The sequence below is a fragment of the Chryseobacterium sp. JV558 genome, assembly GCF_033712365.1.
In the GTDB taxonomy this organism is placed as follows: Bacteria; Bacteroidota; Bacteroidia; order Flavobacteriales; family Weeksellaceae; genus Chryseobacterium.
The window spans coordinates 785,163-811,513 of the sequence record NZ_WJHU01000002.1 but is presented as its reverse complement, the minus strand read 5'-3'; the positions used below and the strand labels follow the sequence as shown (position 1 = coordinate 811,513).

The 26,351-nt window shown below is 36.4% G+C and carries 27 protein-coding genes; 18 read left to right on the top strand and 9 right to left on the bottom strand.

What is annotated here, in order from left to right; all coding sequences use genetic code 11:
* Positions 1-15 precede the first annotated feature (15 nt).
* The 4 genes from GFU89_RS09470 (at position 16) to GFU89_RS09455 (ending at position 3,795) form a co-directional block, all read left to right on the top strand.
* Positions 16-1,086 (top strand): tetratricopeptide repeat protein, encoded by a 1,071-nt coding sequence (locus GFU89_RS09470; protein ID WP_318846895.1) that lies wholly within the window; start codon positions 16-18, stop codon positions 1,084-1,086.
* 126 nt (positions 1,087-1,212) lie between these two features.
* Positions 1,213-1,785 carry a Crp/Fnr family transcriptional regulator gene (locus GFU89_RS09465; RefSeq protein WP_318846894.1) on the top strand — a complete coding sequence of 191 codons (573 nt, stop codon included), beginning with the start codon at positions 1,213-1,215 and terminating at the stop codon, positions 1,783-1,785.
* A gap of 183 nt (positions 1,786-1,968) precedes the next feature.
* Positions 1,969-2,886, top strand: coding sequence for an alpha/beta hydrolase (locus tag GFU89_RS09460; RefSeq protein ID WP_318846893.1), 918 nt, complete (start codon positions 1,969-1,971; stop codon positions 2,884-2,886).
* 234 nt (positions 2,887-3,120) lie between these two features.
* Positions 3,121-3,795, top strand: coding sequence for an O-methyltransferase (locus tag GFU89_RS09455; RefSeq protein WP_318846892.1), 675 nt, complete (start codon positions 3,121-3,123; stop codon positions 3,793-3,795).
* A gap of 143 nt (positions 3,796-3,938) precedes the next feature.
* On the opposite strand, the gene GFU89_RS09450 is transcribed toward GFU89_RS09455, so the two are convergent.
* From GFU89_RS09450 to GFU89_RS09440, 3 genes are all read right to left on the bottom strand, one after another.
* Entirely contained in the window at positions 3,939-4,865 is a 927-nt protein-coding gene (locus GFU89_RS09450; protein WP_318846891.1) for a malate dehydrogenase, read from the bottom strand.
* A gap of 117 nt (positions 4,866-4,982) precedes the next feature.
* Positions 4,983-5,534: a biliverdin-producing heme oxygenase gene (locus tag GFU89_RS09445; protein WP_318846890.1), complete on the bottom strand. Its 552-nt coding sequence runs from the start codon at positions 5,532-5,534 to the stop codon at positions 4,983-4,985.
* 21 nt (positions 5,535-5,555) lie between these two features.
* The gene (locus GFU89_RS09440) at positions 5,556-7,754 is read right to left on the bottom strand and encodes an ATP-binding protein (protein WP_318846889.1); all 2,199 of its coding nucleotides are present in this window, start codon (positions 7,752-7,754) and stop codon (positions 5,556-5,558) included.
* A gap of 367 nt (positions 7,755-8,121) precedes the next feature.
* Between GFU89_RS09440 and GFU89_RS09435 the strand changes: the two genes are divergently transcribed.
* The 6 genes from GFU89_RS09435 to GFU89_RS09410 all read left to right on the top strand — a co-directional run bounded on the left by GFU89_RS09435 (position 8,122) and on the right by GFU89_RS09410 (position 15,327).
* Positions 8,122-9,171, top strand: coding sequence for a linear amide C-N hydrolase (locus tag GFU89_RS09435; protein WP_318846888.1), 1,050 nt, complete (start codon positions 8,122-8,124; stop codon positions 9,169-9,171).
* A gap of 170 nt (positions 9,172-9,341) precedes the next feature.
* A complete protein-coding gene (locus tag GFU89_RS09430) occupies positions 9,342-10,508 on the top strand; it encodes a porin (RefSeq protein WP_318846887.1) in 1,167 nt (388 codons plus the stop codon).
* A gap of 20 nt (positions 10,509-10,528) precedes the next feature.
* Complete coding sequence (locus tag GFU89_RS09425; RefSeq protein ID WP_318846886.1) at positions 10,529-11,959, top strand: anion permease; 1,431 nt, start codon at positions 10,529-10,531, stop codon at positions 11,957-11,959.
* Positions 11,960-11,975: 16 nt separating this feature from the next.
* Positions 11,976-12,632: a succinate dehydrogenase cytochrome b subunit gene (locus tag GFU89_RS09420; RefSeq protein WP_318846885.1), complete on the top strand. Its 657-nt coding sequence runs from the start codon at positions 11,976-11,978 to the stop codon at positions 12,630-12,632.
* Between the two features lie 11 nt (positions 12,633-12,643).
* Positions 12,644-14,560 carry a fumarate reductase/succinate dehydrogenase flavoprotein subunit gene (locus GFU89_RS09415; protein ID WP_318846884.1) on the top strand — a complete coding sequence of 639 codons (1,917 nt, stop codon included), beginning with the start codon at positions 12,644-12,646 and terminating at the stop codon, positions 14,558-14,560.
* Between the two features lie 14 nt (positions 14,561-14,574).
* Positions 14,575-15,327 carry a succinate dehydrogenase/fumarate reductase iron-sulfur subunit gene (locus GFU89_RS09410; protein WP_318846883.1) on the top strand — a complete coding sequence of 251 codons (753 nt, stop codon included), beginning with the start codon at positions 14,575-14,577 and terminating at the stop codon, positions 15,325-15,327.
* Positions 15,328-15,449: 122 nt separating this feature from the next.
* Here GFU89_RS09410 and GFU89_RS09405 read toward each other — a convergent pair whose 3' ends face one another.
* From GFU89_RS09405 to GFU89_RS09395, 3 genes are all read right to left on the bottom strand, one after another.
* A complete protein-coding gene (locus GFU89_RS09405; protein WP_318846882.1) occupies positions 15,450-16,223 on the bottom strand; it encodes a cyclase family protein in 774 nt (257 codons plus the stop codon).
* A 57-nt stretch (positions 16,224-16,280) separates the two neighbouring features.
* Positions 16,281-17,243, bottom strand: coding sequence for a hypothetical protein (locus tag GFU89_RS09400; RefSeq protein WP_318846881.1), 963 nt, complete (start codon positions 17,241-17,243; stop codon positions 16,281-16,283).
* Positions 17,244-17,304: 61 nt separating this feature from the next.
* Positions 17,305-18,318 (bottom strand): nucleoid-associated protein, encoded by a 1,014-nt coding sequence (locus GFU89_RS09395; RefSeq protein WP_318846880.1) that lies wholly within the window; start codon positions 18,316-18,318, stop codon positions 17,305-17,307.
* Positions 18,319-18,782: 464 nt separating this feature from the next.
* Between GFU89_RS09395 and GFU89_RS09390 the strand changes: the two genes are divergently transcribed.
* The 5 genes from GFU89_RS09390 to GFU89_RS09370 all read left to right on the top strand — a co-directional run bounded on the left by GFU89_RS09390 (position 18,783) and on the right by GFU89_RS09370 (position 20,710).
* Positions 18,783-18,947 (top strand): hypothetical protein, encoded by a 165-nt coding sequence (locus tag GFU89_RS09390; RefSeq protein ID WP_318846879.1) that lies wholly within the window; start codon positions 18,783-18,785, stop codon positions 18,945-18,947.
* Positions 18,948-18,958: 11 nt separating this feature from the next.
* Positions 18,959-19,315 carry a hypothetical protein gene (locus GFU89_RS09385; RefSeq protein WP_318846878.1) on the top strand — a complete coding sequence of 119 codons (357 nt, stop codon included), beginning with the start codon at positions 18,959-18,961 and terminating at the stop codon, positions 19,313-19,315.
* 80 nt (positions 19,316-19,395) lie between these two features.
* Positions 19,396-19,527, top strand: a complete 132-nt coding sequence (locus tag GFU89_RS09380; protein WP_318846877.1) for a hypothetical protein — start codon at positions 19,396-19,398, stop codon at positions 19,525-19,527.
* A 50-nt stretch (positions 19,528-19,577) separates the two neighbouring features.
* Positions 19,578-19,973 (top strand): hypothetical protein, encoded by a 396-nt coding sequence (locus GFU89_RS09375; RefSeq protein ID WP_318846876.1) that lies wholly within the window; start codon positions 19,578-19,580, stop codon positions 19,971-19,973.
* 134 nt (positions 19,974-20,107) lie between these two features.
* Complete coding sequence (locus GFU89_RS09370) at positions 20,108-20,710, top strand: hypothetical protein (RefSeq protein WP_318846875.1); 603 nt, start codon at positions 20,108-20,110, stop codon at positions 20,708-20,710.
* Between the two features lie 68 nt (positions 20,711-20,778).
* Here the strand turns inward: GFU89_RS09370 and GFU89_RS09365 are convergent, their stop codons facing one another.
* Positions 20,779-21,291 carry a thioredoxin family protein gene (locus GFU89_RS09365; protein WP_318846874.1) on the bottom strand — a complete coding sequence of 171 codons (513 nt, stop codon included), beginning with the start codon at positions 21,289-21,291 and terminating at the stop codon, positions 20,779-20,781.
* Positions 21,292-21,454: 163 nt separating this feature from the next.
* Here GFU89_RS09365 and GFU89_RS09360 point away from each other — a divergent pair, with 163 nt between their 5' ends.
* The 3 genes from GFU89_RS09360 (at position 21,455) to GFU89_RS09350 (ending at position 23,185) form a co-directional block, all read left to right on the top strand.
* Positions 21,455-22,246, top strand: coding sequence for a helix-turn-helix transcriptional regulator (locus GFU89_RS09360; protein ID WP_318846873.1), 792 nt, complete (start codon positions 21,455-21,457; stop codon positions 22,244-22,246).
* 149 nt (positions 22,247-22,395) lie between these two features.
* A complete protein-coding gene (locus tag GFU89_RS09355; RefSeq protein ID WP_318846872.1) occupies positions 22,396-22,812 on the top strand; it encodes a DoxX family membrane protein in 417 nt (138 codons plus the stop codon).
* Positions 22,813-22,831: 19 nt separating this feature from the next.
* On the top strand, positions 22,832-23,185 hold the full coding sequence (locus GFU89_RS09350) for a cupin domain-containing protein (protein WP_318846871.1): 354 nt from the start codon (positions 22,832-22,834) through the stop codon (positions 23,183-23,185).
* 462 nt (positions 23,186-23,647) lie between these two features.
* Here the strand turns inward: GFU89_RS09350 and GFU89_RS09345 are convergent, their stop codons facing one another.
* Complete coding sequence (locus tag GFU89_RS09345; protein ID WP_318846870.1) at positions 23,648-24,397, bottom strand: carbonic anhydrase family protein; 750 nt, start codon at positions 24,395-24,397, stop codon at positions 23,648-23,650.
* 192 nt (positions 24,398-24,589) lie between these two features.
* Positions 24,590-26,128 (bottom strand): M20/M25/M40 family metallo-hydrolase, encoded by a 1,539-nt coding sequence (locus GFU89_RS09340; protein ID WP_318846869.1) that lies wholly within the window; start codon positions 26,126-26,128, stop codon positions 24,590-24,592.
* Between the last annotated feature and the right edge of the window lie 223 nt (positions 26,129-26,351).

Genomic DNA, 26,351 nt, shown 5'->3' with positions numbered 1-26,351 from the left:
TAATATCAAAAATTCATGATGCGACAAACTTGTTTTATAGCTATACTAATTGTTTTTTCATTTACCCATGCACAAAAGAAGACATTCAAATGTGTAGAAGTTCATGATGCTATCAAGCTAATTGACGATGAAAAATATGACGAAGGGATTGCTATCCTAAAAGAATGTGAAAAAAAAGATCCTAAAGATTATACATACCCCTATGAAATTGCTCTGGCCCATATTCGAAAAGAAGATTATAACAGCGGTATATCACAATTGGAAAAGATTAAAGGTTATTCAAATATAGATGACTATTATTATGCTCTTCTCGGAAATGCCTATGATTATACAGATAATCCTGAACAGGCTATAAAAACTTATGATGAGGGATTAAAAAAGTTTCCATCTTCCGGAAAACTTTATTTGGAGAAAGGAGTTGTCTTTGAACTTCAAAAAAAAATAAGCCAAGCCATTGAAAGCTACGAAAAAGGGATAAAAGCAGAACCGTCATATTCATCCAACTACTACAGAATAACCAAATTATTTTTAAATTCTAATAATCCGCTGTATGGTCTCATTTATGGTGAAATATTCTTAAATCTGGAACGCACCACTGCTCGAAGCCAAGAAATGAGTCAACTTTTATATGACGGGTATAAAAAAGCGTTGAAATTCACAGATAAAAATACTACAGTTGATCTTTGTCAAGCCTTTATCATTATTGAAAAAGACAGTAAACCTAATGATCCTCTTCCTTTCTGCATCCTTTACAGCGGATATTTTGCGCTCGCTTCTGTTGACAAAAAAGAAATTAATTTGGAAACGTTGTCAGACATCAGAAGAAAGGCAATGAAAGAATATTTTAAACACAAGAGCAATCCATCAAATGTTTTATTAAACTATCAAAAAATAATGGAGGACAAAAACGTTTTTAATGCTTATAATTTTTATCTGTTCCAGATAGGAGATAAAGAGGCGTTTGAAAACTGGTTCACCAATAATAAAACAGAATATGAGAAATTTGTAGACTGGTACACTAACGATACAAATAGTCTAAAAATCAATAAAAAAAATCTATATATCTCTGATCCTTTACCCAAATAATATGATGTTTTAAATTTGAATTTTATAAAAGTGCACTTTTGTAGATTCTTATTTCCGGAAACTTATTTCTACAAATAATCTATGAGAATTTCACTATTTTCGTAAAAAAAAGGATCACTCAATATCATGCAAAATCTTTTGAAATACATCAGATCCCTTACTCCTTTTTCTGACGAGAGCTGGATAATGCTTCAACCCACCCTATCAGAAAGACATTACAAGAAAAATGAACTGATGTTACAGGAAGGTGAAATCTGTGATTCTCTATTTTATATTGATAAAGGATTTTGTAAAAGCTATTATGAAATAGAAGGAGTCATAAAAAACACTGGATTTTTCTTTGAGAACGAAATAGCGACCAATATCAGCAGTTTTGGAAGCGGACAGCAATCTGAATTCAATATCATCGCTTGTGAAGAGCTTCATACCATTATTTTTGATAAAACAAAATTATTTGAAGCCGCCAGAAAGGTTCCTGAAATTGAAACATTGGGTCGCCATTGCATTCGACAGTTTGCTTCCAGACAGGAGGAGTTTGCAAATCTATTCACGCTTTATACTGCACAGAAAAGACTGGAATATATTGAAACCCAACATCCCGAAATGCTGCAACGCATATCCCTTACCCAACTGTCTTCATTTCTGGGAGTAGCAAGAGAAACATTAAGCAGAATCCGGAAACGAAGGATGATCCGTTGAAATTACCATTCTTTAAAAAAATCTTGTCACAAACAAAATAATACATGAAGACATTGATCTGGAAAGGAATGCTTTATTAAAAGGAAAAGTCTTCAAACCCTAAAGATCTTATAAAGTGACAAAGCAAAAAAAGATAATTTCTAATCTTAGTAATAAACAGCCCCTTACAATTGTTATTACTATATGAAAACAATTGCTCTTCTACTCTTTTTCTTCACTTCTCTGATTGTTGTTTCTGCTCAGAATCATCATTCTGAAGGCTTTTATGAAACCTCGGATCACGTAAAGATCAAATATAAAATCTCCGGAAAAGGAGAAGCCTGTATCTATGTTCCTGGAGGTCCTGGTCAGGGTTATCCATCCTTTGAACTGATGGGAGGAAGTAGTCTGGAAAAAAATATACAGATGATCTATATGGATCAGCGGGGTTCCGGGGAATCCGACACATCAGAAAATTACCATCTCGATAAAATGGTTCAGGATATTGAAGAACTGAGACAGCATCTCAAGTTGAAAAAGATTTCCTTACTGGCACATTCTTTTGGTGGAATTATTGCAGTCAGTTATGCAAAAAAATATCCCCAATATACCAAAGGGCTCATTCTTACTAATATTACCCTTCATTTTCTGAATGATGAATCTATCAAAGAACAGATTGAATATGGAAACAGTCTTTTACAGGCAAAAAACAGAGCAATCCCTAAAGACAGCCTTTCTTCAGAACTTTCAAAAATAAGCAGTGCATTAAGGAAAAAAAGAATTGGATATAAATTCCTTACCGAAGATATCGAAACCATAAAAGAATCTGATAAGATCGATTCTCTCCATCCTCGTATCATCGACTTCGGAATGGCAGTCATTTCAAAACCCAAAGACTTCCCGGAATATTATGTTGATTATGCACCCATTACAAAAGACATCCATGTTCCTGTATTAATTATCACCGGAAAAAAGGATAAAGCAGTTGGAACTCAACATTATAAAACCTTTCAGTTTCCCAATCAGAAAGTAGTTGTCATTGATGGTGGACACCTTTTGTATTATGAGAAAAATAAAGAATTTGTGACTGCTGTCACCCATTTTGTGAAAACAACGAAGTGATGTTGTATTGGCAATTTTATAATTAAATAGTTTCGGCGCGGCCTTTGGCCGCGCCGAAACTATTTATGCTCAATAAAAAATATAAACTTTCACAACTAGAGTTCTGTTTACTAATATTCAGTTATTTACAACAAATATCAGTTAAAAATATACTTAGTAATATTTGAAATAAATGTAAATTTAGAAAAGCATAATGAAGTAGTAAGTAATAAACATTCATCTAACTCTAATACTATGAAAACGAATTCTTTTCTAGAAATTGACCACTACATCAGTGATTTACTTGCCCCTGAAGATCACATATTAAAAGATACAATTAAATCTCTTGATGCCGCAGGGCTTCCTCAGCATAGTGTTTCGGCCAATCAGGGAAAATTTTTGCAGGTAATGATGATGGCTTGCAATGCAAAAAAAGTTCTGGAATTAGGAACATTAGGAGGATATAGTACCATTTGGCTTGCCCGGGCCTTACCCATCGACGGTAAAATAATTACAATAGAAGTTGATGCACACCACGGAAAAGTTGCTCAGCAAAACATTAAAAATGCAGGACTTTCTGATAAAGTAGAAACAAAAATCGGTAAAGCACTGGACCTTCTTCCTCAGATGATAAAGGAAAAGAATGAAAAATTTGATATGATTTTTATTGATGCAGATAAACCTCCTTATACAGAATATTTCAAGTATGCTCTTCAGCTATCACGTCCCGGTACAATTATAATATTGGATAATGTGATCCGGGAAGGAAAGGTTCTTGACGATAACAGTCAGGATGAAAAAGTACAAGGAGTTCAAAGATTAAACAAATTATTAAGCAATAACGAAAATATTACGGCTACTATTCTTCAAACTGTTGGTGTTAAAGAACATGATGGAATGGCCATTGCAGTTGTTAATCAGACTAACTGATTGACAAGCAAATACAAATTGGATATTACTGGGTTTCCAGATTGCTTCCACAAATGTATAAGCGAGACATCCATAAACAGCTTTAATAAAAAAACAAAAAACCGCGCCAAAGGACGCGGTTTTCTTATATAAAATACAGTAAATTAGAATTTAAGATCTCCATTCACCTCTCTTACTGCATTTGCAGCTTCAGAGAATTTCAATTGCTCTTCAGCAGTAAGTGTTACGTTTACGATAGATTCTACTCCGTTTGCTCCGATGATAGCAGGAACTCCTAAGCAGATATCGTTTTGTCCGTACTCACCTTCAAGCATTAAAGAACAAGGAATCATTTTCTTTTGGTCACATGCAATCGCCTGAACCATTACAGAAACTGCTGCACCTGGAGCATACCAAGCAGAAGTTCCTAATAATTTTGTAAGAGTAGCTCCTCCTACTTTAGTTTCTTCGATTACATATTTTTGTTGATCTTCACTTAAGAATTCAGTTACAGGAACCCCATTTCTTGTAGCTTTGCTCAATAATGGAAGCATACCTGTATCACTGTGAGCAGCAATTACCATTCCGTCAACATCAGAAATTGGAGCTTCTAACGCTTCAGCCAATCTGTATTTGAATCTTGCAGAGTCTAATGCACCACCCATTCCGATGATTTTGTGCTTAGGAAGACCTGAAGTTTTGTGAACAAGGTAAGCCATAGTATCCATTGGGTTAGAAACCACAATAATGATTACTTCCGGAGAATGTTTTACTAAGTTTTCAGTAACTTCTTTCACGATACCAGCGTTGATACCGATCAATTCTTCTCTTGTCATTCCAGGTTTTCTTGGGATCCCTGAAGTGATTACTGCTACATGAGAACCTGCAGTTTTGCTGTAATCTCCTGTTGTACCCGTAATTTTTGTATCAAATCCGTTAAGAGATGCTGTCTGCATCAAATCCATTGCTTTACCTTCAGCAAACCCTTCTTTAATGTCTACCAAAACTACTTCTGAACAGAAGTTCTTCATTGCGATGTATTCCGCACAGCTTGCTCCTACAGCGCCTGCACCTACTACAGTTACTTTCATATTGTTACTTTTTAAAATTATTTTTTGTTAGTTAAGTTTAAATTTGAAACTCCCCAAATTTAACAATTCCTGAAAAAATGCGCAATTTTTCAGGAATTTAATTAGAATTAAAATAAATTAGTTGACGTTCAGTAAAAACGTATACAGCTTTTTCGCCCCGGAAAGCACGTCATGGTAGTTTTCTTCAGCCACTTCCGTATCCAGAACCTCCTTGAAATTTTTCCACATTGGCCCTGTATTTTCCTGATAACATCCGAAAAAGTTGAAAGTAACCTCATCAAAACCTTCCGTTTTAGAAAGCTGTTTAGCAATTACGTTCCCACCAAGCGTAGAACCTTCAATCACATACATCGCTCCAAGCGCTTCATGCTCATTGTTGAATTCAAGATTGTGGGTAGCAGCCTGATTTTCCAGAGAAAGGCTTTTCAGGTCTTTTTCAATAAGAGAAAGCTTCTTTCTTGCATCAAGCTGAAGCTTTTCTGCATACTTATCAGAAAGGCTGCTGAATATTTTGGCTTCACTGTGAAGAAGCATCAGGTAATTGGTATGGATGATCTTTTTATAATCCTCTAAAGTGAAAGTTTTGTTAAAAATCTTTTCAGAATTAAAAAGTTTCTCTGCTGCATCGTGATAATCTGCCGTATTCTGTTTAAGATATTCTGATACCATAAATAACGTTTTAAAAGTTTCTCAAATATAAGGCTTTTTGAACGTTAAAATAAAGGAAGTTCCCTCACTGCTGCTTTCATAATCCACATTTCCTCCTATTCTTTTCATGATACGGTGTACAATAGACAGCCCTACTCCATTTCCTTTAAATTTCTTGGCATTGTCCATCCTGTTGAAGATCTTAAACATCTTGTGCTTCTCCTCTTCAGGAATACCGATACCATTATCAGAAATTTTGTAAATAACAGTCTGCCCGTCTTCTGTCCCTTCAATTTCCACTTTCGGAAGATCTTTGTGGGATGAATATTTCACGGCATTATTGATGATATTCAGGAATACCTGATGAAGCATGGTTTTATCAGCCAGTACATCCGGGCATTCCTTAATGATAATTTCACTATTCGGACTGCCATAGGTCATCTTGGCATTTTGAGATATTTTCTCAATCGTATGAGCCGTTTTCAGACTTTCAAGCTGTATTTCACTATGCTTGGCGCGGCTGAGCTGCAGTACATCATGCATCATTTCAGCCATATTATCTATTTCCTCGATAATTGTGTTGATCTTGGTTTTGCTTTTTACAGAATCATCGGTAAGATTTCCCAAAAGCATTTGTGCATTCAGTTTCATTACCGTAAGAGGCGTTCCAAGATCATGCGAAATGGTATAAGAAAAACTGTCAAGTTCATCATTTACCTTTTTCAGCTCATCATTAAGCCTTTTGATCGCATTGTAATTTTTGTGAGAGGTTTCTAAAATCAAATCTCTTACAGCCTGTACCGCACTTACGTTTCTGGAATTCCATCTTTTAGAATTCCCTTTGATATTTTCTGTAAAAATGTGGAAGGAAGTTCTCGGTGATATCATTTGTTTTTCTTCTCCATTCTGAGAAAATACACCAATTTTTTTCTCTGGATTGCCAGCCCAGTTGATGTGTTCATCAAATTCTTTCCGAAACCAGATCAGCATTTCATTTTTATCTCTTTCAATAAAATAAATAATCATACCTGCAGCATTTTTAGGTACATCCAGTTCTGCACCGTGATCTTTAAGAAAGCTGCGGTTCACATAGATCCGTTCATTGGTATTCTCAAGTGCCCATTGTATAATTCTACTAAGACTTTCCGGATCAGGAGTTTTACCGTCTGTTACGATGCTCTCATCCGAAACAATGGCAAGCCCGTCTGCCTCGGGTAAATTTCTGATCTCTGTTTTACACTCAATAAGAGAATCAAACAGAATATTATGTTTTAAGAACTCCGTTTTAAGCTGAGATACTTTTTCATTCAGTTCCAAACGGTAATTCAGTTCGCTTTTGGATTTAAATGATGAATAAGCATTCGCAGCCAGAGTCGTGAAAATTCCGGCCTGTACCCTGTCTTCAAGGTCAATATGCTTAGGCTCTACATTCTGGCAGGTTACCAACCCCCAAAGATGATCATCAATAATAATTGAAACACTAAAGCTTGAAGCTGCTCCTGAATTTTTAAGATACTGCCCGTGAACAGGCGACATTCCTCTGGATGCAGAGAAAGTAAGGTCAATATTTTCAGGACTTTTGCTCAAAATAGGAACCGTATCCGCATATACATTGCTGAAGATTCTCTTTCTTTTTTTCAGATAAAGATCCCGTGCCTGTTTTGGAATATCAGACTCCGGATAATGAAGACCCAGAAAGCTTTCCATATTCTCATTTTTCTTTTCGGCGATTACTTTTCCCGAACCATCCATCATGAATTTGTAGACCATCATCCGGTCATAGTTCACCACCTTCGACAGGGTTTCCAGAAGATGATTCCAGAGCTCCTTTTCATTATCGATGATGTAAAAGTTATCGTACTTATTCGAAATCCGTTTATTGGGGTTAATCAGAACTTCTTCAAACTCCATGAAGATATAAAGTTCACTTCTGAAAACAGAAAAATGGTACTCTGTATCACCAATAAAAATCTTGTCAAAATAAGTTTCATTCTTCCTTCTGGTAAACTTATCCAGTGAAGTATAGATTTCTGAATCAATAATGCTTTGAAAACTTTCCGGAAAGTCAGCAAGCTTTCTTCCGAACAGCTCCTCTGAACTCCCGATTTTAAATATATCCGAAATATTCCTGCTAAAAAAAGTAATGGTACGGGACTCCGCATCAATGCCAATCAAATAACCAAAACTTTGTATAGAACCCGGAATATGGATAGGTTCTTCATGGCATTCTATAAAATTCATATATCTTTTCAGTCTAACTATCAAATATAGTGCTTTTTGAAACAGCTTTCTATTTTGTGGTACCTATTTCAAATTTCTACCCCTAGTATTTTCATACAATATACCTCATAAAAAACACATTGAAATATTCTTCACTTTCACCTCTTTTTTATGAGATATATCTAAAATTTACAAAAAAAAATCCAATAATCACGTTTTCACTCTTTAACCATGATTCATAACATGAATTACACATTATTAACCTTAATAATTATTTTATTTAAACAAATTTATCTAAATTTATATCACCAAATAATGAATATGATCAAAATTAATTGAATTATTCACAATAAATTCAATATAAAATTTAAATTCAAATAATACTATTATGAAAAAGTTCCCATTAATTTTATTTTCCCTGGTCCTCTCTATAGGATTATGGAATCCATCAGAAGCATGTACAAGAGTCGTTTACAAAGGGCCCCAGAATACCGTTATTACAGCCCGTTCTATGGACTGGCGTGACGAAATCCCCGCTAACCTGTGGGTTTTCCCAAAAGGAATAGACCGCAACGGATTGGTAGGCTCTAAATCTATAAAATGGAATTCCAAATATGGAAGCCTGATCAGCTCTTCCTGGGATATTGCATCTGCAGACGGAATGAACGAAAAAGGACTGGTTGCCAACCTTCTTTGGTTAGGAGAATCCCAGTATCCGAAATTTGATGGAAAAGGAAGTAAAAAGGGACTTGCCATATCATTATGGGCACAATATTATCTCGATAATTTCGCCACAGTAAAAGAAGCAGTAGAATTTTCACGAAAAGAACCTTTCGTTATTGTAAGTGATTATATTCCCGGGACGGAAAGATTTACAACAATTCATCTTTCCATTTCCGATGCTTCAGGAGACAATGCTGTATTTGAGTATATTGACGGTAAACTGGTTATTCATCATGATCCGTCTTATACAGTAATGACCAATTCTCCTGTTTTTGAAGAACAGCTGGCTCTAAACAATTACTGGAAAGGAATTCCGGGAACGGTAATGCTTCCGGGAACCAACCGAGCTGCAGACCGCTTCGTAAGAGCTTCTTACTATGTGAATGCAATACCGCAGACTGCTGATACCCGTACAGCTATAGCGAGTGTTTTCAGTGTCATCAGAAATTGTTCCGTCCCTTATGGAATTACTTCAGCAACAGAGCCTAATATTTCATCAACCAGATGGCGTTCTGTATCAGATCAGAAAAATCTGGTATATTATTTTGAAACAGTTTTCACACCGAATACTTTTTGGGTAGATCTTAAAGATTTCGACCTAAGCGCTAAGGGAAAAGTGATGAAACTGGATTTGAGTAATAACAACACTTACAACGGTAAATCCAATGCAAATTTTAAAGAATCTGCACCGTTCACATTCTTAGGATTAAAATAGATATTTCATCACAACAATGCTTCTGCTTAGCAAAATAATACCCTAAGTATACTGCATTATGATTAACCGAACACCATTTTCTTTCTCTGAAGAAAGTCAAATCAATATTTGCAAGTGGTTATAAAGTCGGTGTGGTAAAATAATATTCACAGTAAAAAACAAAAATAGATATGGCCTTTTTTTCGATAAAAAAGAAAAGCCTGATCCTGTGCTTGCTGGCCTGCGGGTTATCAGCTTATGCACAAAATCAGGACTCTCTGAAGACCACCTCTCCTCCACAGGAAGAAGACAATGTAAAATATCCACAACTGCAGATCAAAGGCCTTTTTCAGGCACGCTATCTGGTTGGGATGAGTAAAGATGTAGATGTTAATGGACTTCATCATACGGATGGTTCCGGAACTGATAATAATTTCATGCTTAAATACATGAGAGTTCAGGTTCGGGCACAGATCAGCAAACGCACAGAAGTTGTTGTTTTGGCCAATCTTGCCGATTTTAAAAATGATCCTAAAAGCAGGGTTCTTGAAAATGCTTATCTGAAATACACCTTCAATCCCAAATTAGCGATTACCGTAGGACAATTCAGACCTTGGTTTGGTATTGAAGAGACGTACCCTATTGATATTATTAAATCCTTAGACTGGTCTAATCAGTATACGGAATTCGGAAAACTGGGCTGGACGAGTTTCCAGATCGGGATGTCTGCCACAGGACAGCTTCAGCTGGGAGAAATACCTTTCCAATATGCTGTTTCGCTAGTCAACGGAAATGGAAAGAACCAGATCAATGATAATGACAATGGAAAACAGTATTCTACCCGCCTTGTTTTCGGATTATCCAAAAAATACAATTTCAATGTGGGTCTGAACGGAGGTATTGGAGAAGTGTTCAGCAAAAAAGTATATGCGTTGGGAGTAGACCTAAGCTCACTGATCCAGTTTGATCCGAAATGGAGTCTTGATATGCAGCTGGAAGCTAAACAGGCTACCAACCATGTCCTGTATAATTCCATTGCACCTGAATTGAGACCTGAGAATCCTGACCAATATCTGATCCGCGGAGCATACTTCCTTCCGAATCTAAGATATGAGATCAACCACAAAAACCTGAGTGCCTTCGAACTGTCCTGCCGATACGAATATCTTGACACCAATTTCAGAATGGCTTCCAATCCAAGACAAACGATTACCCCGATGTTCGGCCTGGAATTCCTGAAAAATTACGGAGCAAGAATTCAGCTGGGTGTACAGTTTGACCGCTATAAATATCAGGTGGAAAACACCTCACAATACAACAATAATCTATTCATTGTGCAAGTGCAAAGTAGGTTTTAACCCATTAAATAGTTAGTATCATGAAAGAAATAAATATCAGAAACGTAGCGATCACATTTGTTGTTGCGTTGATCATATGGTTCATTCCTGCTCCGGAAGGTGTTGCCGAGAATGCCTGGCATCTGTTTGCCATTTTTGCAGCCACTATTTTAGGAATCATCCTTAAAGCCGCTCCAATGGGTACGATGTGTATGATGGCCATTGGTTTTACAGCCCTTACACAGGTTGTTGCTCCCGGAGATGCAGGAAAATCTATTACAAAAGCTCTTTCCGGTTTTGGAGATAAAGTAATCTGGCTGATCGGGATTTCATTCTTTATCGCCAGAGGATTTATCAAAACAGGACTTGGAAACCGTATTGCCTTTCTGTTCATCAGAGTTTTTGGTAAAAGCTCATTGGGATTGGCTTACGGATTGGGCCTTGCCGATGTTTGTCTGGCACCTGCTATTCCGAGCAATACAGCAAGAGGTGGGGGGATTATCTACCCCATCATGAAGTCTATGGCGATAAGCTTTGATTCCGTACCTGACAAACCGGAAACCCATAGAAAATTAGGATCATTCCTTACGTTGAACAGCTATTATATGAACCTCATCGCTTCTTCTATGTTCCTTACTGGGACAGCAAGTAACCCGATGTGTCAGAAATTTGCAGCCAACCTTGGTATTGATATTACATGGATGTCATGGGCTGCAGCAGGTTTCATTCCGGGAGCAGTAGCATTCTTTGTCGTTCCTTTGGTATTGTACAAATTATATCCGCCTGAATTGAAAAAAACAGGAGATGCTCCCAAAATGGCCGCTCAGAAATTAAAAGAAATGGGACCTATTTCCAGAAACGAATGGCTGATGCTGTTAGCATTCTTTATTCTGTTAGCTCTTTGGATATTTGGAGGAGCGCTTTCTATTGATGCAACAACTACTGCATTTATCGGATTAACATTATTGCTGCTAACCTCAGTATTAACCTGGGAGGATGTAAAAAGTGAAAAAGGAGCATGGGACACCATTGTTTGGTTTGCCGTATTGGTAATGATGGCAAGTTCTTTGAATGAATTAGGCTTCATTGGCTGGTTCAGTAACCTTATCAAAGTTCAGATCGGAGGTCTGAGCTGGCAGGTAGCCTTCCCGGTTATTATTATCGTCTATTTCTTCAGTCACTATATTTTTGCAAGTGCTACAGCTCACGTAGCAGCCATGTATGCTGCATTGTTAGGGGTTGGTGTTTCTTTGGGAATTCCTCCTATGCTATTGGCGATGATGCTAGGTTTCATGGGTTCTATTTATGGTGTGCTTACCCATTACGGACACGGTCCTGCTCCGGTATTTTTCGGAAGCGGATATGTAGACCTGAAAGTATGGTGGCTCAGAGGTCTTGAAATAGGAATCGTTCTCTTGATCATCTATATGGTTGTAGGCGGATTGTGGATGAAAGTCTTAGGATATTATTAATTTTTAAATCAAAAATATGTTATCAACATTGTCAAGAAAAATGCTGATGTGCCTTACAGGACTCTTTTTGGGATTCTTCCTGTTGATTCATTTCCTTGGAAATCTTCAGCTTTTTCTACCACAAGAGCAAGCACATCTGCAGTTTAATGCCTATTCGCATTTTTTATCCGGAAATATTATTATCAAAATAGTTTCTTACGTTTTGTATGCCAGTATTATTCTGCATGCTGTAGATGGATTGATTATTAGTTTAAAAAATAAAAAATCTGGTGGCAGCTATCATTCGGACAGACGTGGAAGAGCCAGTAAATGGGCTTCCAGAAATATGGGAATCCTTGGAACCTTAATCCTGATCTTTCTGGTAATCCATTTCCAGAACTTCTGGTATATCTACAAATTCGGAAATCCTCCTTTGGATGAGAACGGAAATAAAGATCTCTACATTTTAGTAGTGAATGTCTTTAAAGAATGGTGGTACGTTATCATTTATGTTTTATCAATGATCGCATTGTGTTATCACCTGATTCATGGAATATACAGTGCTGTAAGAACTCTGGGGCTTTATCACCCTAAGTTTGTACAATGGTTCAAAACTATCGGAATTGCTTATTCAATCATTATCTGTGTAGGTTTTGCATTGATGCCTGTGTATGTATTTTTTACTTATCATTAAACAGAACGGTCATGATTTTAGATTCAAAAATACCACAAGGCCCATTGGAACATAAATGGGAAAATTATAAAAAGAAAGCAAGACTCGTCAACCCAGCCAACCGTAAAAAACTGGATGTGATTGTTGTAGGAACGGGACTTGCAGGAAGTTCTATTGCAGCTTCTTTGGGAGAAATGGGATATAATGTCAAATCATTCTGTTTCCAGGACAGCCCGAGAAGAGCACACTCTGTAGCCGCACAGGGAGGAGTGAATGCTGCTAAAAATTACAAAAATGATGGTGACAGTGTGTACAGAATGTTTGTAGACACGTTAAAAGGAGGCGACTTCAGAGCCCGTGAAGCCAATGTATACCGCATGGCAGAATGTTCTTTGAACCTCATCGATCAGGCCGTAGCTCAGGGAGTTCCTTTCGGACGTGAATATGGAGGGTATCTGAACAACCGTTCTTTCGGAGGAGTTCAGGTAAGCCGTACTTTCTATGCAAGGGGACAAACGGGCCAGCAGCTGCTGTTAGGAGCTTATCAGGCTTTAATGAGACAGGTTGGAAAAGGTTCAGTACAATTATTTTCAAGACATGAAATGCTTGATCTTGTTACGGTTGATGGTAAAGCCAGAGGAATTATCGTAAGAAATCTAGACACAGGAGATATTGAAAGACACGCAGCTCATGCTGTAGTATTGGCAACGGGAGGTTACGGGAAAATCTATTATCTGTCCACTCTTGCTATGGGATGTAATGGTTCTGCCATCTGGAGAGCCCACAAAAAAGGGGCTTTAATGGCTTCTCCAAGCTGGATTCAGGTGCACCCTACTTCTCTTCCGCAATCCGGAGATTATCAATCTAAACTGACCTTAATGTCTGAATCATTACGTAATGACGGACGTATCTGGGTGCCGCTGAAGGAAGCTGAAAATAGAATCGCGAATGATATTCCGGAAAATGAGAGGGATTATTACCTTGAAAGAAGATATCCGGCTTTCGGGAATCTTGCTCCGAGAGATATTTCTTCCCGTGCAGCGAAGGAAAGAATTGATGCCGGTTTTGGAATCGGGCCTTTGAAAAATGCAGTATATCTTGATTTTTCAAAAGCAATACAGGAACAGGGAAAAGATAAGATCAAGGAAAAATATGGAAACTTATTCGATATGTATCTGAAAATAACAGGATATGATGCATATAATGAGCCCATGATGATCTCTCCGTCAGCACACTTCTCTATGGGGGGCCTTTGGGTAGATTATGAACTGATGACCACTGTTCCGGGATTATTTGCATTAGGGGAAGCTAATTTTGCCGATCATGGAGCTAACAGATTGGGAGCCAACTCTCTTTTACAAGCTTCTGTAGACGGCTATTTCATCGCTCCTTACACCATTGCAAACTATCTGGCAGATGAAATTCACACCGGAAAAATTTCACCGGATTCGCCTGAATTTGAACAGGCTGAAAATGCCGTTAAAAACCAAATTACTGATTTTATCAATATCAAAGGAAGCAAAACTGTAGATTATTTTCACAAAACATTAGGAAAACTCCTGTACGATTATTGCGGCCTGGCCAGAAATGAAGAAGGTCTGAAATATGCCATTCAGGAAATCCGAAAACTGAAAGAGGAATTTTATAAGGACGTAAGGGTTTCCGGACAGGGAGGTCAAATGAATACCGAACTGGAAAAAGCAGGCCGTGTTGCCGATTATTTCGAAATTGGAGAACTGATGTGCTATGATGCCTTAACCCGTAACGAATCCTGTGGTGCTCATTTCCGCGAAGAATTCCAGACTCCGGACGGAGAAGCCATGAGAAATGATGCAGAATACCAGTTTATCTCTGCATGGGCATGGGCAGGTGAAAATAGCGAACCAGAATTGATCAAGGAACCTTTAACCTTTGAAGAAATTCAGCCAACGGTAAGAAGTTACAAATAGAAAAACAGAAAATTATGGATTTACATCTTAAGATATGGAGACAGAAAGACAGAAAAAGTGAAGGGAAACTGGTAGGTTATGATCTGAAAGGATTGAATTCTCATATGTCTTTCTTAGAAATGCTGGATACATTGAACGAAAAACTGATCATCGAAGGTGATGAACCTGTAGAATTTGATCACGACTGCCGTGAAGGAATTTGTGGACAATGTGGAATGATGATTAACGGTATTGCCCATGGTCCTCTGAAAAATACAACGACCTGTCAGCTTCATTTACGGTCTTTTAAAGATGGTGAAACGATTCTGATAGAACCCTTCCGTGCCGAGGCATTCCCTGTAAAGAAAGATTTAAAAGTAGACCGCTCTGCTTTTGACAGAATTATATCTTCAGGAGGTTTTGTATCTGTAAACACAGGTCAGGCTTCTGATGCCACTGCCATTCCGGTTACCCACCAGACAGCAGAGGAAGCTTTTGATTCCGCAGCGTGCATCGGATGTGGAGCTTGTGTTGCTACGTGTAAAAACGGCAGTGCAGCTTTGTTTACGTCTGCCAAGATCACCCATATGGTTCTTCTTCCTCAGGGGAAAGAAGAAAGAAGCAAAAGGGTTCTGGATATGGTAACCCAGATGGATACCGAATTATTCGGGCACTGCTCCAATACAGAAGCCTGTGAAGTGGAATGTCCGCAAGGAATTTCCGTACTCAATATCGCCAGAATGAATTTTGAATATAGCAGATCATTGTTTTTCAGAAAGAAAAACTAGTCAAGCGAAAGAATAGAAAGATAAGAGGGTAAATTTGTCAATAGGCAGATTTACCCTTTTTTATTTTGTGCTAAATTACTGTGAGAACACCGATAAAATAGAACAAATTCTCCTTTTGCATTCTATTCATTCATCATCGCTACCACTCTTGCCGGCGCTGCGGAACCACCGACAATTTTAAGCGGAAATACACAGATTTTAAATCCGGATGGAGGTAATGCACTAAGATTTGTAAGCTGCTCAATGTGTAAATATTCTTTTTCGATACCTACGCGATGGCCTTCCCAGAAGAATTCGGGATCATTGAGTTCTTTGGCTTTCTGCGCCATATATTTCAGAGGAAGATCCCATCCCCATTGGTCGATTCCCATTACTTTCACGCCCTGATCAATCAGCCATTCTGTAGCTTCTTTGCTCATTCCGGTTCCTTTTTCTACAAAATCTGAGGTTCCCATCATTTTGTCACGGTCGGTTCTGATCAAAACAATATTTCCTTCCTCTATAGTAATTCCGTTTTTATCCAGATCTTTTTTCAGATCATCTATAGTGATGGCCACAAAATCTTCTTTATGAGTACAATCAATCACAATTCCATCTCCAAAGCACCACTCCAAAGGAATCTGATCTATGGTTTTAGCCGGTTTGCCTTCCACAACAGGACCATAATGCCATGGAGCATCAATATGGGTTGTAGCATGAAGTCCCATATTTTTGATGGTATCATCTGCCCAACCCGTCCAGTTTTTAGGAAAAAGCCTTGCTGGAAGCCTTAGTGCCAAACGAATCAGCCAGTGTGATTTTCTGTGTGCTTTATGTTTTATTTTCACCCTCATGAACCATGGGTCACCTGCATTGTATTGAATGGGTTTTGTAAGATCGACTATTTTTGTTTTCATATGATTCAGCTAAAGAAACAAAGATAGCTAATGAGGAGAAGAAGGCAAAGAGGAAACTTAAAACCCTTTAGGAATCATAATTTTCTTCGGATCGTTCTCATCATACATGATTTCAATGCTTCCGTATTTAGGGACAGAAGAAAGATTTAAAAGGCTGACAACTTTCTTGTAAACGGTGATATGTTCAGTTCCTCTGAAATCTTTAAAACTTACCTGAAACATAATTTGTGGCTGATCATTTACAAGAAGACCTGTCTGGCTTACACTGATAATATTGGCTTCCGCATTTCTTCCTGAGAAGAGGATTCGTTCTTCTTTTTTATTTTTAAAAAGCCTGCTGATCAGCAACTGAAAAACCAATATATAAATAAGAGTCATTACTCCACTGAAAATAATCGGGTGCATAAAAGTCAGGAATCTCCAGCCAAAATCGAAGGATTCCCGCATATAGAAGTAATAGTAAAGTCCAACTATGTAAGCAATCAGAAATACAGCAAACACAATTCTTAAAACAATTCCAGAGGTATTGAATCCCACCTTCTGATCACTTAAAATAAAGTAAGGCTCCTGTGAAACGTTGGGATTAAGCAGGACCTTCACCTTATTTCCGACATCAAACCTTTTTTCCTTTGGCTTGGAGTCGTGAAACATCATTTCATGTTCAATCAAGGTATTTCTGAGATTAGGAAATGAAAGAACAATCTGAATGATATTCATATTGGTTTTCGGAATATACTTCAGGAGTTTATAGTTGATGATTTTTGCTTCTCTGGGAATTCCGTTCTGCAGTATAGACTGAATAGTATTCTTTTCTCTAAAGGTTTTTATAAAAAGGATATTGATAAAGAAAATAATCACATACAGCCATATGAGCAAAGAAAAACCGAGATATCCATAGCTCGCAGCTAATGAATTTCTCGGTTCTGTTGCCAGTTCCTCACCCATCATATAGATAAAAATAGGAAAAGGAGCACTGAAAAAAAAGAAAAAAGCCCCCCAGAAAATGATCAAAAATTTCATAACTTTTATTTTGTGTGGTGAGATAAAGTTATGATATTATTATTGAATGGGAGAATTCTTTTTATACCTCTTTTTCGAAATAAAGTCTGTAGTATTTTCCTTTATCATCTTCCCCCATTTCCAGTTTCTGTCTGTCTCCGTGGATGTAGATATGGAAATTTTTATCAAGCTTAATGATACTTTTAAAGTGTCTTTGAGTCTTTTTTACCGCTGCTTCACTGATTGGAAATTCTTCAGCAATATTCACCTGCATATCCTGTTCGTAATCTGTTTTAAAGTTCACAAAACTTTCAATCACATGTTCATCTCCCAATACTTCACTGGCAAATTCATCCAGTTTAAACTCTTCTTTTTCCTTGAAGAAATTGATAGATTTATTCAGGAAATCGGCTTGGTCTGCTTTGGAAACTTCAAATTCCTGAGGAAGCTGTTTTGTGATATAGTCTTTATACACCATCAAAGCTTCCTGCGTGTGAAAATATTCATCATCACGCTGCTTTACTTTCAGGAAATCTTCGAACCAATAGTACATATCTCCGTTTTTGTTGTTGTCAACTACAGAAAGTACATATCCGGTTTCTTTATTGTTGTTGTAAATTAAAGCCGCTTTATCAATTTTAGACAAACCGATTCCCTGATCTTTTTCAATATCAAATGTTTCTTCGGAAGGATTAATTTTCAGGAAAGATTCTCTCTTCTCCGTTTTAAAGATCCCGATTTTGTCTACTCTATCCGGACGGTCACTTTCATCTTCAAAAAGAACAATGAAAAGTTCTCCACTCTGAACTCTTGGGTTTTCTGCAGCTTCGAAAAGATGCTTTGCAAGGTTTTCAGATTCCCAGATAAATTTGGATTTGTCATCAAAAATTTCTGATACTGCACTGTAAACCGGATTATTTACCAGGTAAGTATCACTATAAAAATGGAAAGTTTCTTCCGATTTAAAAGAACCTAAAAAGTAATCCTCAAGCATTTCTGCCATTCCTTCTTCCAGCTTCAATTCCTCCTGAGAAAGCGTCAGAGAATCTCCATTGATTTTATTTCCGACTCTGTGTACTATTATTTTTGAAAACATTTTTCTGAATATTTGGACTGCAAAGATATTCATTCTTATTCTTTCTGCGAAACTTAAAAATAATATTGATTTTGGTAGAATGTAAACTTTATTTTCTACCACAAAAGGCACAAAAGGTTTTATTTTAAACACTTTAGCACATTTTAGAAGGTTAATGATAACACTAAAAAGTTCACTAAAGGTGAAAATCTAAGATTTTCAAAACTTATGAGTACTTCTTATACATAAAGCTGGTGACCTTAAATAATTTAACAGTTCAACTCTTTTGTGACTTTGTAGTGAGCTTTAAGGCAAGTAATTTATTCTTAAACCTTCTCCATTTTGATAAAATCCTTATCATTTTGACATGCTTTTTTGTTTAAAAAATCAAGCTTAAAAATCACAAAATACTATTTATCAATACTTTAAATTAAAGTTATTTCCAACGGAATACCATTGGCATCATGATTTGAAAACATAGAAATATGGACTTAAAGACTTTAAACAGAATAGACAAGCTGAGAAGATTAAAAAGCAGAGGACCCGAAACTCCAAAGTGGCTGAAGCCCTATCATCTGCTCTTCTTTGCTTTTTTAACCATTTTCATCTTTGGCGCCATCATCAGAATGCTGGAACAGAATCACCATTAAAATATAATATTATGAATTATCTACAAGCCGTAAAGGAAATCACAGATGTGGTTCCTGATTTTGAACAAGAAGTGAAAGAAATCAAAATTCAAAACTCCTACAGCATCATCCGCACTTTCACAGAGCGTATTAAAAACATGATCCGCCAGAATGACAGAAATCTGCTGTTCAGAAGTTTACAGAAAATGGACAAAATTTACACTGATGGAGATACGGTATTAAAGAATGCTATTGAGACTACTTTTATCTATTCTCTGGACAATTGTACTGCTTTCTGCAGTGAAGAATACAGAAAAGTGATTTTTAGTCACATTTCTACCAACCTTCAGAAGGTGTATTCAAGACAAATTTACAGTCACGGTATATAGGTTTTATTACATTTTTTATCCGTTTCATTACAAAGTGTTTAAATTAAACAAAATTAAAAATAACTCACAATCAATAGATTATGAAAAATAAAATAAGAAGGATTTCAGACTGGAAAACCTGGAAAACTACGACTAACAGACACAATGCAGAGATATTACTCACTCACATCGCTGTGATAGCAGGAGTATTTATTTTTGCAGCATGCCTTTAAATTTTGGTATACATTTCGCTGCAATAAAAGTGTTTGAAAAATTCTAAATTATGATGAAAGTACAAATGCAAACTATTAATCAAAAAATAGCTGTTGAATACTTAAAATTTTTCTATCCGCCACTTCGCAATGAAATCACACAATTGTCTGTTCAGGACAATTTCGCTGGGATCATGCAGGCTACCGTGAACTATCTGAAGAATCTTTTACAGGAATCTAAAATCAGCATTATTGCCCATCACCTTAAACTGATGGACTCAATCTATAAAAATGGGGATTCTTATGTAAGAACCATGATTGAAAATCTGTTTATAAGATCCTTTGAAAGCTTCAAAAAACACGCAAAGATTCAACATTGGAAACTCCTTTATCAATATATGCCTGTAAGCTTCCAGATCATTTATAATGAACAACAGAAGCAGGATATGATGTATTTTGGGAAATAACATGTAAAATAAAAAGCAAAAAGGCAAATAAGTGAATTCGTCTTTTTGCTTTTTCGCTTTATTACTGACAAATGACACCCTATTCTATTTCACCAAAACGTGTAAAACCTCTATTTTTGTAAAAAAAAATAACGATGAAGTACCCTTTTTATGCTGCGATGATATCGCTCTCGATGATCTCATGTGGAAATAATGATAACACCATTGACGATCCGAAGCCAATTGATAAAGAAATGTATCAATTTGAATTCAAAAGCTATGCAGTAAAAGGAACCACTCTTTATACCGGATCATTCGGAAGTAAATCTAATCCTGATGAATCTTATCTAAACAAATACTGGAGCATGTATCAGGAACCTGCGTGGAAAAAGATAAGTCTTGATCTCACAAACAAGACCATCAAATTGATTTCTGAAACCTCATCTACAGATTTCACGTATAGTTTCAAGATCGAAAATGACTCTGTACTCATCAAAGAGAATAATACGAATAAACCAACTTACATTGGTGATTTCAATAAAGAGAATTCTACCTTTACTTTGAAGAGAACATTACAGTATATGAAACGTGAATCGAGAGAAAGTGGTAATGGTCTGACGGTTGTTCAGAATGTATCTTTTGGCACTACCCAATATGACAATATGTTTGGAATTCTTTTTATCACTCCATCTGATATGACAAAATCAGGAGATCAGGTTTTATGGACGAATATTGAATATTACTATAAGAAGCTTTAATCAACCGATGATATAATAAAAATCCCTCCAATGAATTCGTTGGAGGGATTTTTTCTATTTTTTAAGTCTTATTTCTTCACAAATACCTTTTCTATGGTCTGTGCTTCTTCATTATTTAGTTTTGAGGCTTTTCCCAACTTGGCAATGAAAGTGGTTACTTCTTCAGGCGTGGCTGGTGATCCCAGATTTTCTCCTTTGGCATTAAAGGAATCTGCCAACACTTCTCCTTTTGGATTTAGAATCAGCCAGAAAGGAAGTCCTGCATTTTCACCTTTATATTTATTCATCAGATCTTGTCCACCCGGGTTTTCAAGGTTTTTCTTGTCACCTCTTTCCTGAACATCTACATAAGCAGTAACAAATCGTTTATCAAAAATAGGTTTGGCTTCAGGAAGATCCATATTTTTCTCCATCATCTTGCACCATTTGCACCATGAAGCATGGAATACCAGTAAAACATTTTTCTTGCCTGCTTTAGCTTCTTTGAAAGCTGTATTTAATACTACATCTGCTTTTTCCTGTGCGGCTCCTAACTGAAATAAAAACAGAGTAACAACGATAATAATTTTAGAGTATTTCATTCTGAATTTTTGTTTAAATCTACACGAATTTAAGTATTTTTCTTTAACAATATAACTTTGCGACTAATCAATTTAGTTAAACATTTTGTAATTTAGTCCATGATAAATTTGCTTTCTGATATAGTATAAAAATGGAATTTTCTATTCTTAAATAGGTTTAAACATGATTGAAATAAAAAAATATTCTAATCAGGCAGGCCATCCTGAACCAAGACGGGTCATCAGATACACATTATTCTGGTGCCATCACGGAAGTGCTGAAATTCTGATTGACGAAAATATTTTTATCCTGAAAACCGGACAGACCATCACAATTACTTCCGGACAGTTTCATCAATTAAAATCTGTGGATGGAGAACTTACTGCGTTGGAATTTACGCTGGATTTTTTCTGTAAAAGTGACAGTGATATCGAACTTATTTTTCACAACGGACTTTTTTGTCATTTCGGAATGAATGAAATGATCACCGTACAACATCCTGAATTTTTCACTGAAACATTGAACACCATTGAAAAAGAAATTCTGGAGCAGCCTTATCAATATCTGATCTCTACCCATTCTCTGGTGGAATTGCTGTTGGTGGAAATCAACCGCAGTAAAATTGCCAACGGTGATGAAATCTGGAAACCGGATGCTTTATTTTTAAAATTCCTTGAAAGTGTCAGAAACAATTTCAAAAATAATTATCAGGTCTCTCATTTTGCTGATATCCTTGGAACCACTGAAGCTAAACTGAATGAGGTTTCAAAACTCCATACCAGCAAAACGGCTCAGAATGTCATCTACAGTCTTATTATTTCTGAAGCAAAGAGACTTTTACTGTATGAAAAACTAACGGTAAAAGAAATTGCATATCTGCTTGGTTTTAATGATCCTTTCTACTTTTCGAATTTCTTTAAAAAACATACTTCCCGTTCTCCCAAAGATTATCAGAAAGCCGTAAAGGAAGTTTAGTTTTCCGCTTGAATAAAAAAAGCTCATAACTTTTCGATTATTCTTCTTTTCAGCATTCAAATATTATATGCTTTTCCCGGAATTGTCTATTCTTTAGGCAACGGTTTTCGCTGAACTTTGTACCTGTAATTAAGACTAAAAATTATAGTATGAAAACTCAACAGGACACCGCAGTTTTTTTATTAAGGATCGCTTTGGCATTTGGATTTTTATCTGCCGTAGCAAGCAGGCTGAATCTTTGGGGAGCGCAATCTTCAGGATGGAAAAAATTTATTGATTATACCGCTGAAACAAATTCATTTTTACCGCAGGCATGGGCTTCCATTATTGCTGTATTGTCTACTGCAGCTGAATTATCAATCGGTATTCTGCTACTTCTAGGCTATCAGGTAAAAGGAACGGCAAAATACGCCTCCATTCTCACTTTATTATTTGCGGTTGCAATGAGTATTTCTTTTGGCATTAAAGAACCTTTAGATTATTCTGTCTTTGCATTCAGTGCCGGAGCATTTCTACTAAGTACTTTCTCCCGCTATCAGTGGAGTTTAGACCAATTTTTACAATAACAATTAAAATTTATATATCATGAACACCAACATCCACGATTACATCGTAAAAACAGAACAAAAAGAATGGCAGCCATTAATTGAAAAAGGGATTCATTATGAAGGTATTTTTGTAAAATCTTTAAAATTTGATCCGGAGAAAAACCGTTCTACCAGCATTCTTTTAAAATTTGAACCGGGAGCCAGCTATCCTTATCACAATCATCCCGCCGGAGAAGAACTATTTATCATGGAAGGTGATGCCAGTATTGCAGGAGCCCAGCTTGAAAGAGGAGATTATTTGTATACCCCACCTAATTTTAAACATTCCGTAAAATCTGAGAAAGGCTGTATTATTCTTTTTGTAATACCTGAGGAGGTGGAACTTCTTTAAAATGACCATCAAAAAACCACAGTAAAAATTTTACTGTGGTTACCTATAAACTGTTACAAATACTTTAGGCAAAAAGCAGATCAGATTGAAAATTAAAATATTCTCTTTCTTTCATAATCTACTAATACCTGGAATGAAACTGTGAGAAAATATATAAAACGATGAACCTTAGCACAAAAATTGTATACAATTGACAATCTGAGAATCAGCTGATTTCGCAGAATATTCGACTGTAATTAGGTTTTAATTATCAAAAAAGCAGTTACCACTTCCGGAGTATTACTGGCTATCAAAGGTTTACTCTTTATCACCAGCCAAATCTGCCGGAATACCTTCGTTTCGCACTTGGAATCTTCAGGAAAAAAAGTCCCTCATTTTACCTTCTATTTATTCACAAACACAGTACAACCGGAGCTTTTCTCTTTATCCTACACATCCGTATAAGTGATAACCGCTATTTTTTTAATTGCTTAGAAACTCTACATTTCCTGTCTCCATATGATATTCCCCACCAACTATTTTTATTTCTCCTTTTGCTTCCATTTCTTTAAGGATAAGACTGCTGTTTCTTATGTTGAATATAGTCTGATTAATATTTGCCTTTGTAACAGCCTCCAGATATTCATTGTTACCAGAGGTTTTCTCTCCTTTAAAACCATTGACCTTCTCTATAGCCGGTCTTATTTTGGATAAAAGAGCGGTAATATTTCCGAGTTCCACATGGTCAATTGCTGATTTTACAGCACCGCAATGCTCATGCCCCAAGACTATAACTACTTTCGCACCAGATACTTTACATGCAAATTCCAAACTTCCCAAAATATCCTCATTGCTAATATTTCCAGCAACCCTCGCTACAAACAAGTCTCCAATTCCTGAATGAAAAACATCCTCCACCGGCACCCTTGAATCCAGACAAGACAGTACAACGGCTTTGGGATATTGTCCTAAAGAAGCCTTTCTTATTCTTTGCGAGGTATTCCGAATGGTCAAATTATCATTAGCAAAATCATTATTTCTCTTTTTAAGAATATCCAAAACAAGATCCGGAGTCAATTTCGACTGGTCTTCTTCGGTTAAAAACTGTTCATCAATCATTTCATTTTCAGAAATAGTTTCCCGTCTGTTTTCTGATTTTTTACAGCATATGAAGCTCATTATAATAATTAAAGTCATCATCATTACCTTAATGAAATTATCTTTTATTTGCATTTATTAGTTATTTTAATGTTATTTTTATATAAACTGCTTAGTCCTTATTTAGCAAAGCTGTCTAAACTTTCATAAAAATCACACTCCTCGGATAGTTTCAAACAATCATTCTCTAGACATACAAAATGTTGTTTATTTTAGTATGACTTTGCATCAGCTGATCATAGAAACTATAAAGCTTTCTGACTAATTCTAATTATCATAATTCTTCATAATAAACTCAAAATAACTGATCATTTTCGTATAGTTCTCTATACTGATATGTTCATTGGTACTATGCATACTTTGCTGTTCTGAATTATTAATTTTGATGGGCATAAAACGGTAAATATGATCACTCAGCTCCTGATATTTAATAGCATCTGTTCCTCCAACTGTTAAATAAGGTGTTATAAGAAGATCAGAATAAACATGATTAAGCGAAGATTTCATTATTGTATATGCTTTTGTATCTACCGGTGAAACTTTTGAAGCTTCTCTGGCATTATCCACTATACTTACTTCAACATCGAATCCTTCAGTTGCTTTTGCAACATGCTTTTTCACTTCTTCAATTGTATTTCCCGGTAACAACCGGAAATTGGCCACAAACTCCACCTCAGAAGAAAGTACATTAGGCGCATCACTTCCCTTCATCATAGTTAATGCCGTTGTTGTACGAATGAGAGCATTTGTTGAATGATTTTTTGAGAGTTCTGATAATAAAACAGACTCCATCAGCCATGCATTGGCAATAGCTAGCCTTGATGTAAAAGACATAGAACCGCCTACATTCTGAAAAAAATTACGCATCAGTGGAATAACCATAGGCTTCATAGGATTTTGCTCCAATCTTTGCATCATAATAGCAGCTCTTCCAATGGCCGTTTCTGACGGTGGCATGGAAGAATGACCTCCTAAACCTTTAACTTTAATTTTCAATGATAGAAATCCTTTTTCAGCACAACCTATCAATGCTACGTTAGCGTCTATACCCTTTAGATTTCCTTTTTCAAGAATAAATCCTCCTTCATCATATATGGCATCAAACCAAAGACCTTTATTTTTAAAGTATTCCGCTATTTTCGCAGCTCCAAGTTCTCCACCTACTTCTTCATCAAAACCAAAGGCAAGATAGATGTCACGTTTAGGCTGTTGCCCACTCTTTATTGTATTTTGTAATGCCTCCATAAGAGCGAACAGCATTCCCTTCATGTCCAAAGCTCCCCTTCCATATATCTTCCCGTTTGTAACAGCGCCAGAAAAAGGTCCGTAATCCCATTCTTTGGCAATAGTATTCACCGCAGTACCAGGTTTATCTTTTGGACGGAATATATTTTCCTGGGTATTCCTGATCCGGGCAGAACCTGGAGGTACAACATCCATATGGGACAGGAATAAGATAGGTTTTAAATCATCATTTGTGCCTTTTAATTTAAATACAAGCGCATGGCCATTCACTGTAAAGCTTTCAGCATGTTGATATATATAGGAATATTCTTTTTTTATAAATTCATGAAATGCATCAAAACTGGTATAATCAAATTTCAGAGAATCCCCTGAGGGAACTGTAGGAATTTTGATTCCTCCCGAAAGCCTGTATACTGAAGAATCACTGACCATTATTTTAGGTAAATCTTTGCTGACTTTCTCCATTTTGGTAAACGGATAAGTAAGCGTACGGATTACGAAGAATACAATTAGAAGTCCTAAAAAAGCAAAGACTGTAATGAGAATTTTTTTCCTTTTCATGTTGATTGTGTTTTTATCCTGACCCTTCAATTATAAATCCAGAGAGATCTTCATCTCAATTTATTGTAGCACCAATACCAACATGGTAAACTACTTTGATCCGTTATAATTTTCGTCTTCTTTCATTTTCAAAATTAAACGTGAATACTACTGCCACAAAATAAAACACCTCTGAAATTATTAAATCCAGAGGTGTTTTAAAATACATTACCTTAACTAAATC

What these genes read in the sequence shown, in the direction of transcription:
- GFU89_RS09470 (WP_318846895.1), top strand. Translation starts at nt 16, where the DNA reads ATGATGCGACAAACTTGTTTTATAGCTATACTAATTGTTTTTTCATTT.
- GFU89_RS09465 (WP_318846894.1), top strand. Translation starts at nt 1,213, where the DNA reads ATGCAAAATCTTTTGAAATACATCAGATCCCTTACTCCTTTTTCTGAC.
- GFU89_RS09460 (WP_318846893.1), top strand. Translation starts at nt 1,969, where the DNA reads ATGAAAACAATTGCTCTTCTACTCTTTTTCTTCACTTCTCTGATTGTT.
- GFU89_RS09455 (WP_318846892.1), top strand. Translation starts at nt 3,121, where the DNA reads ATGAAAACGAATTCTTTTCTAGAAATTGACCACTACATCAGTGATTTA.
- GFU89_RS09450 (WP_318846891.1), bottom strand. Translation starts at nt 4,865, where the DNA reads ATGAAAGTAACTGTAGTAGGTGCAGGCGCTGTAGGAGCAAGCTGTGCG.
- GFU89_RS09445 (WP_318846890.1), bottom strand. Translation starts at nt 5,534, where the DNA reads ATGGTATCAGAATATCTTAAACAGAATACGGCAGATTATCACGATGCA.
- GFU89_RS09440 (WP_318846889.1), bottom strand. Translation starts at nt 7,754, where the DNA reads ATGAATTTTATAGAATGCCATGAAGAACCTATCCATATTCCGGGTTCT.
- GFU89_RS09435 (WP_318846888.1), top strand. Translation starts at nt 8,122, where the DNA reads ATGAAAAAGTTCCCATTAATTTTATTTTCCCTGGTCCTCTCTATAGGA.
- GFU89_RS09430 (WP_318846887.1), top strand. Translation starts at nt 9,342, where the DNA reads ATGGCCTTTTTTTCGATAAAAAAGAAAAGCCTGATCCTGTGCTTGCTG.
- GFU89_RS09425 (WP_318846886.1), top strand. Translation starts at nt 10,529, where the DNA reads ATGAAAGAAATAAATATCAGAAACGTAGCGATCACATTTGTTGTTGCG.
- GFU89_RS09420 (WP_318846885.1), top strand. Translation starts at nt 11,976, where the DNA reads ATGTTATCAACATTGTCAAGAAAAATGCTGATGTGCCTTACAGGACTC.
- GFU89_RS09415 (WP_318846884.1), top strand. Translation starts at nt 12,644, where the DNA reads ATGATTTTAGATTCAAAAATACCACAAGGCCCATTGGAACATAAATGG.
- GFU89_RS09410 (WP_318846883.1), top strand. Translation starts at nt 14,575, where the DNA reads ATGGATTTACATCTTAAGATATGGAGACAGAAAGACAGAAAAAGTGAA.
- GFU89_RS09405 (WP_318846882.1), bottom strand. Translation starts at nt 16,223, where the DNA reads ATGAAAACAAAAATAGTCGATCTTACAAAACCCATTCAATACAATGCA.
- GFU89_RS09400 (WP_318846881.1), bottom strand. Translation starts at nt 17,243, where the DNA reads ATGAAATTTTTGATCATTTTCTGGGGGGCTTTTTTCTTTTTTTTCAGT.
- GFU89_RS09395 (WP_318846880.1), bottom strand. Translation starts at nt 18,318, where the DNA reads ATGTTTTCAAAAATAATAGTACACAGAGTCGGAAATAAAATCAATGGA.
- GFU89_RS09390 (WP_318846879.1), top strand. Translation starts at nt 18,783, where the DNA reads ATGGACTTAAAGACTTTAAACAGAATAGACAAGCTGAGAAGATTAAAA.
- GFU89_RS09385 (WP_318846878.1), top strand. Translation starts at nt 18,959, where the DNA reads ATGAATTATCTACAAGCCGTAAAGGAAATCACAGATGTGGTTCCTGAT.
- GFU89_RS09380 (WP_318846877.1), top strand. Translation starts at nt 19,396, where the DNA reads ATGAAAAATAAAATAAGAAGGATTTCAGACTGGAAAACCTGGAAAACT.
- GFU89_RS09375 (WP_318846876.1), top strand. Translation starts at nt 19,578, where the DNA reads ATGATGAAAGTACAAATGCAAACTATTAATCAAAAAATAGCTGTTGAA.
- GFU89_RS09370 (WP_318846875.1), top strand. Translation starts at nt 20,108, where the DNA reads ATGAAGTACCCTTTTTATGCTGCGATGATATCGCTCTCGATGATCTCA.
- GFU89_RS09365 (WP_318846874.1), bottom strand. Translation starts at nt 21,291, where the DNA reads ATGAAATACTCTAAAATTATTATCGTTGTTACTCTGTTTTTATTTCAG.
- GFU89_RS09360 (WP_318846873.1), top strand. Translation starts at nt 21,455, where the DNA reads ATGATTGAAATAAAAAAATATTCTAATCAGGCAGGCCATCCTGAACCA.
- GFU89_RS09355 (WP_318846872.1), top strand. Translation starts at nt 22,396, where the DNA reads ATGAAAACTCAACAGGACACCGCAGTTTTTTTATTAAGGATCGCTTTG.
- GFU89_RS09350 (WP_318846871.1), top strand. Translation starts at nt 22,832, where the DNA reads ATGAACACCAACATCCACGATTACATCGTAAAAACAGAACAAAAAGAA.
- GFU89_RS09345 (WP_318846870.1), bottom strand. Translation starts at nt 24,397, where the DNA reads ATGCAAATAAAAGATAATTTCATTAAGGTAATGATGATGACTTTAATT.
- GFU89_RS09340 (WP_318846869.1), bottom strand. Translation starts at nt 26,128, where the DNA reads ATGAAAAGGAAAAAAATTCTCATTACAGTCTTTGCTTTTTTAGGACTT.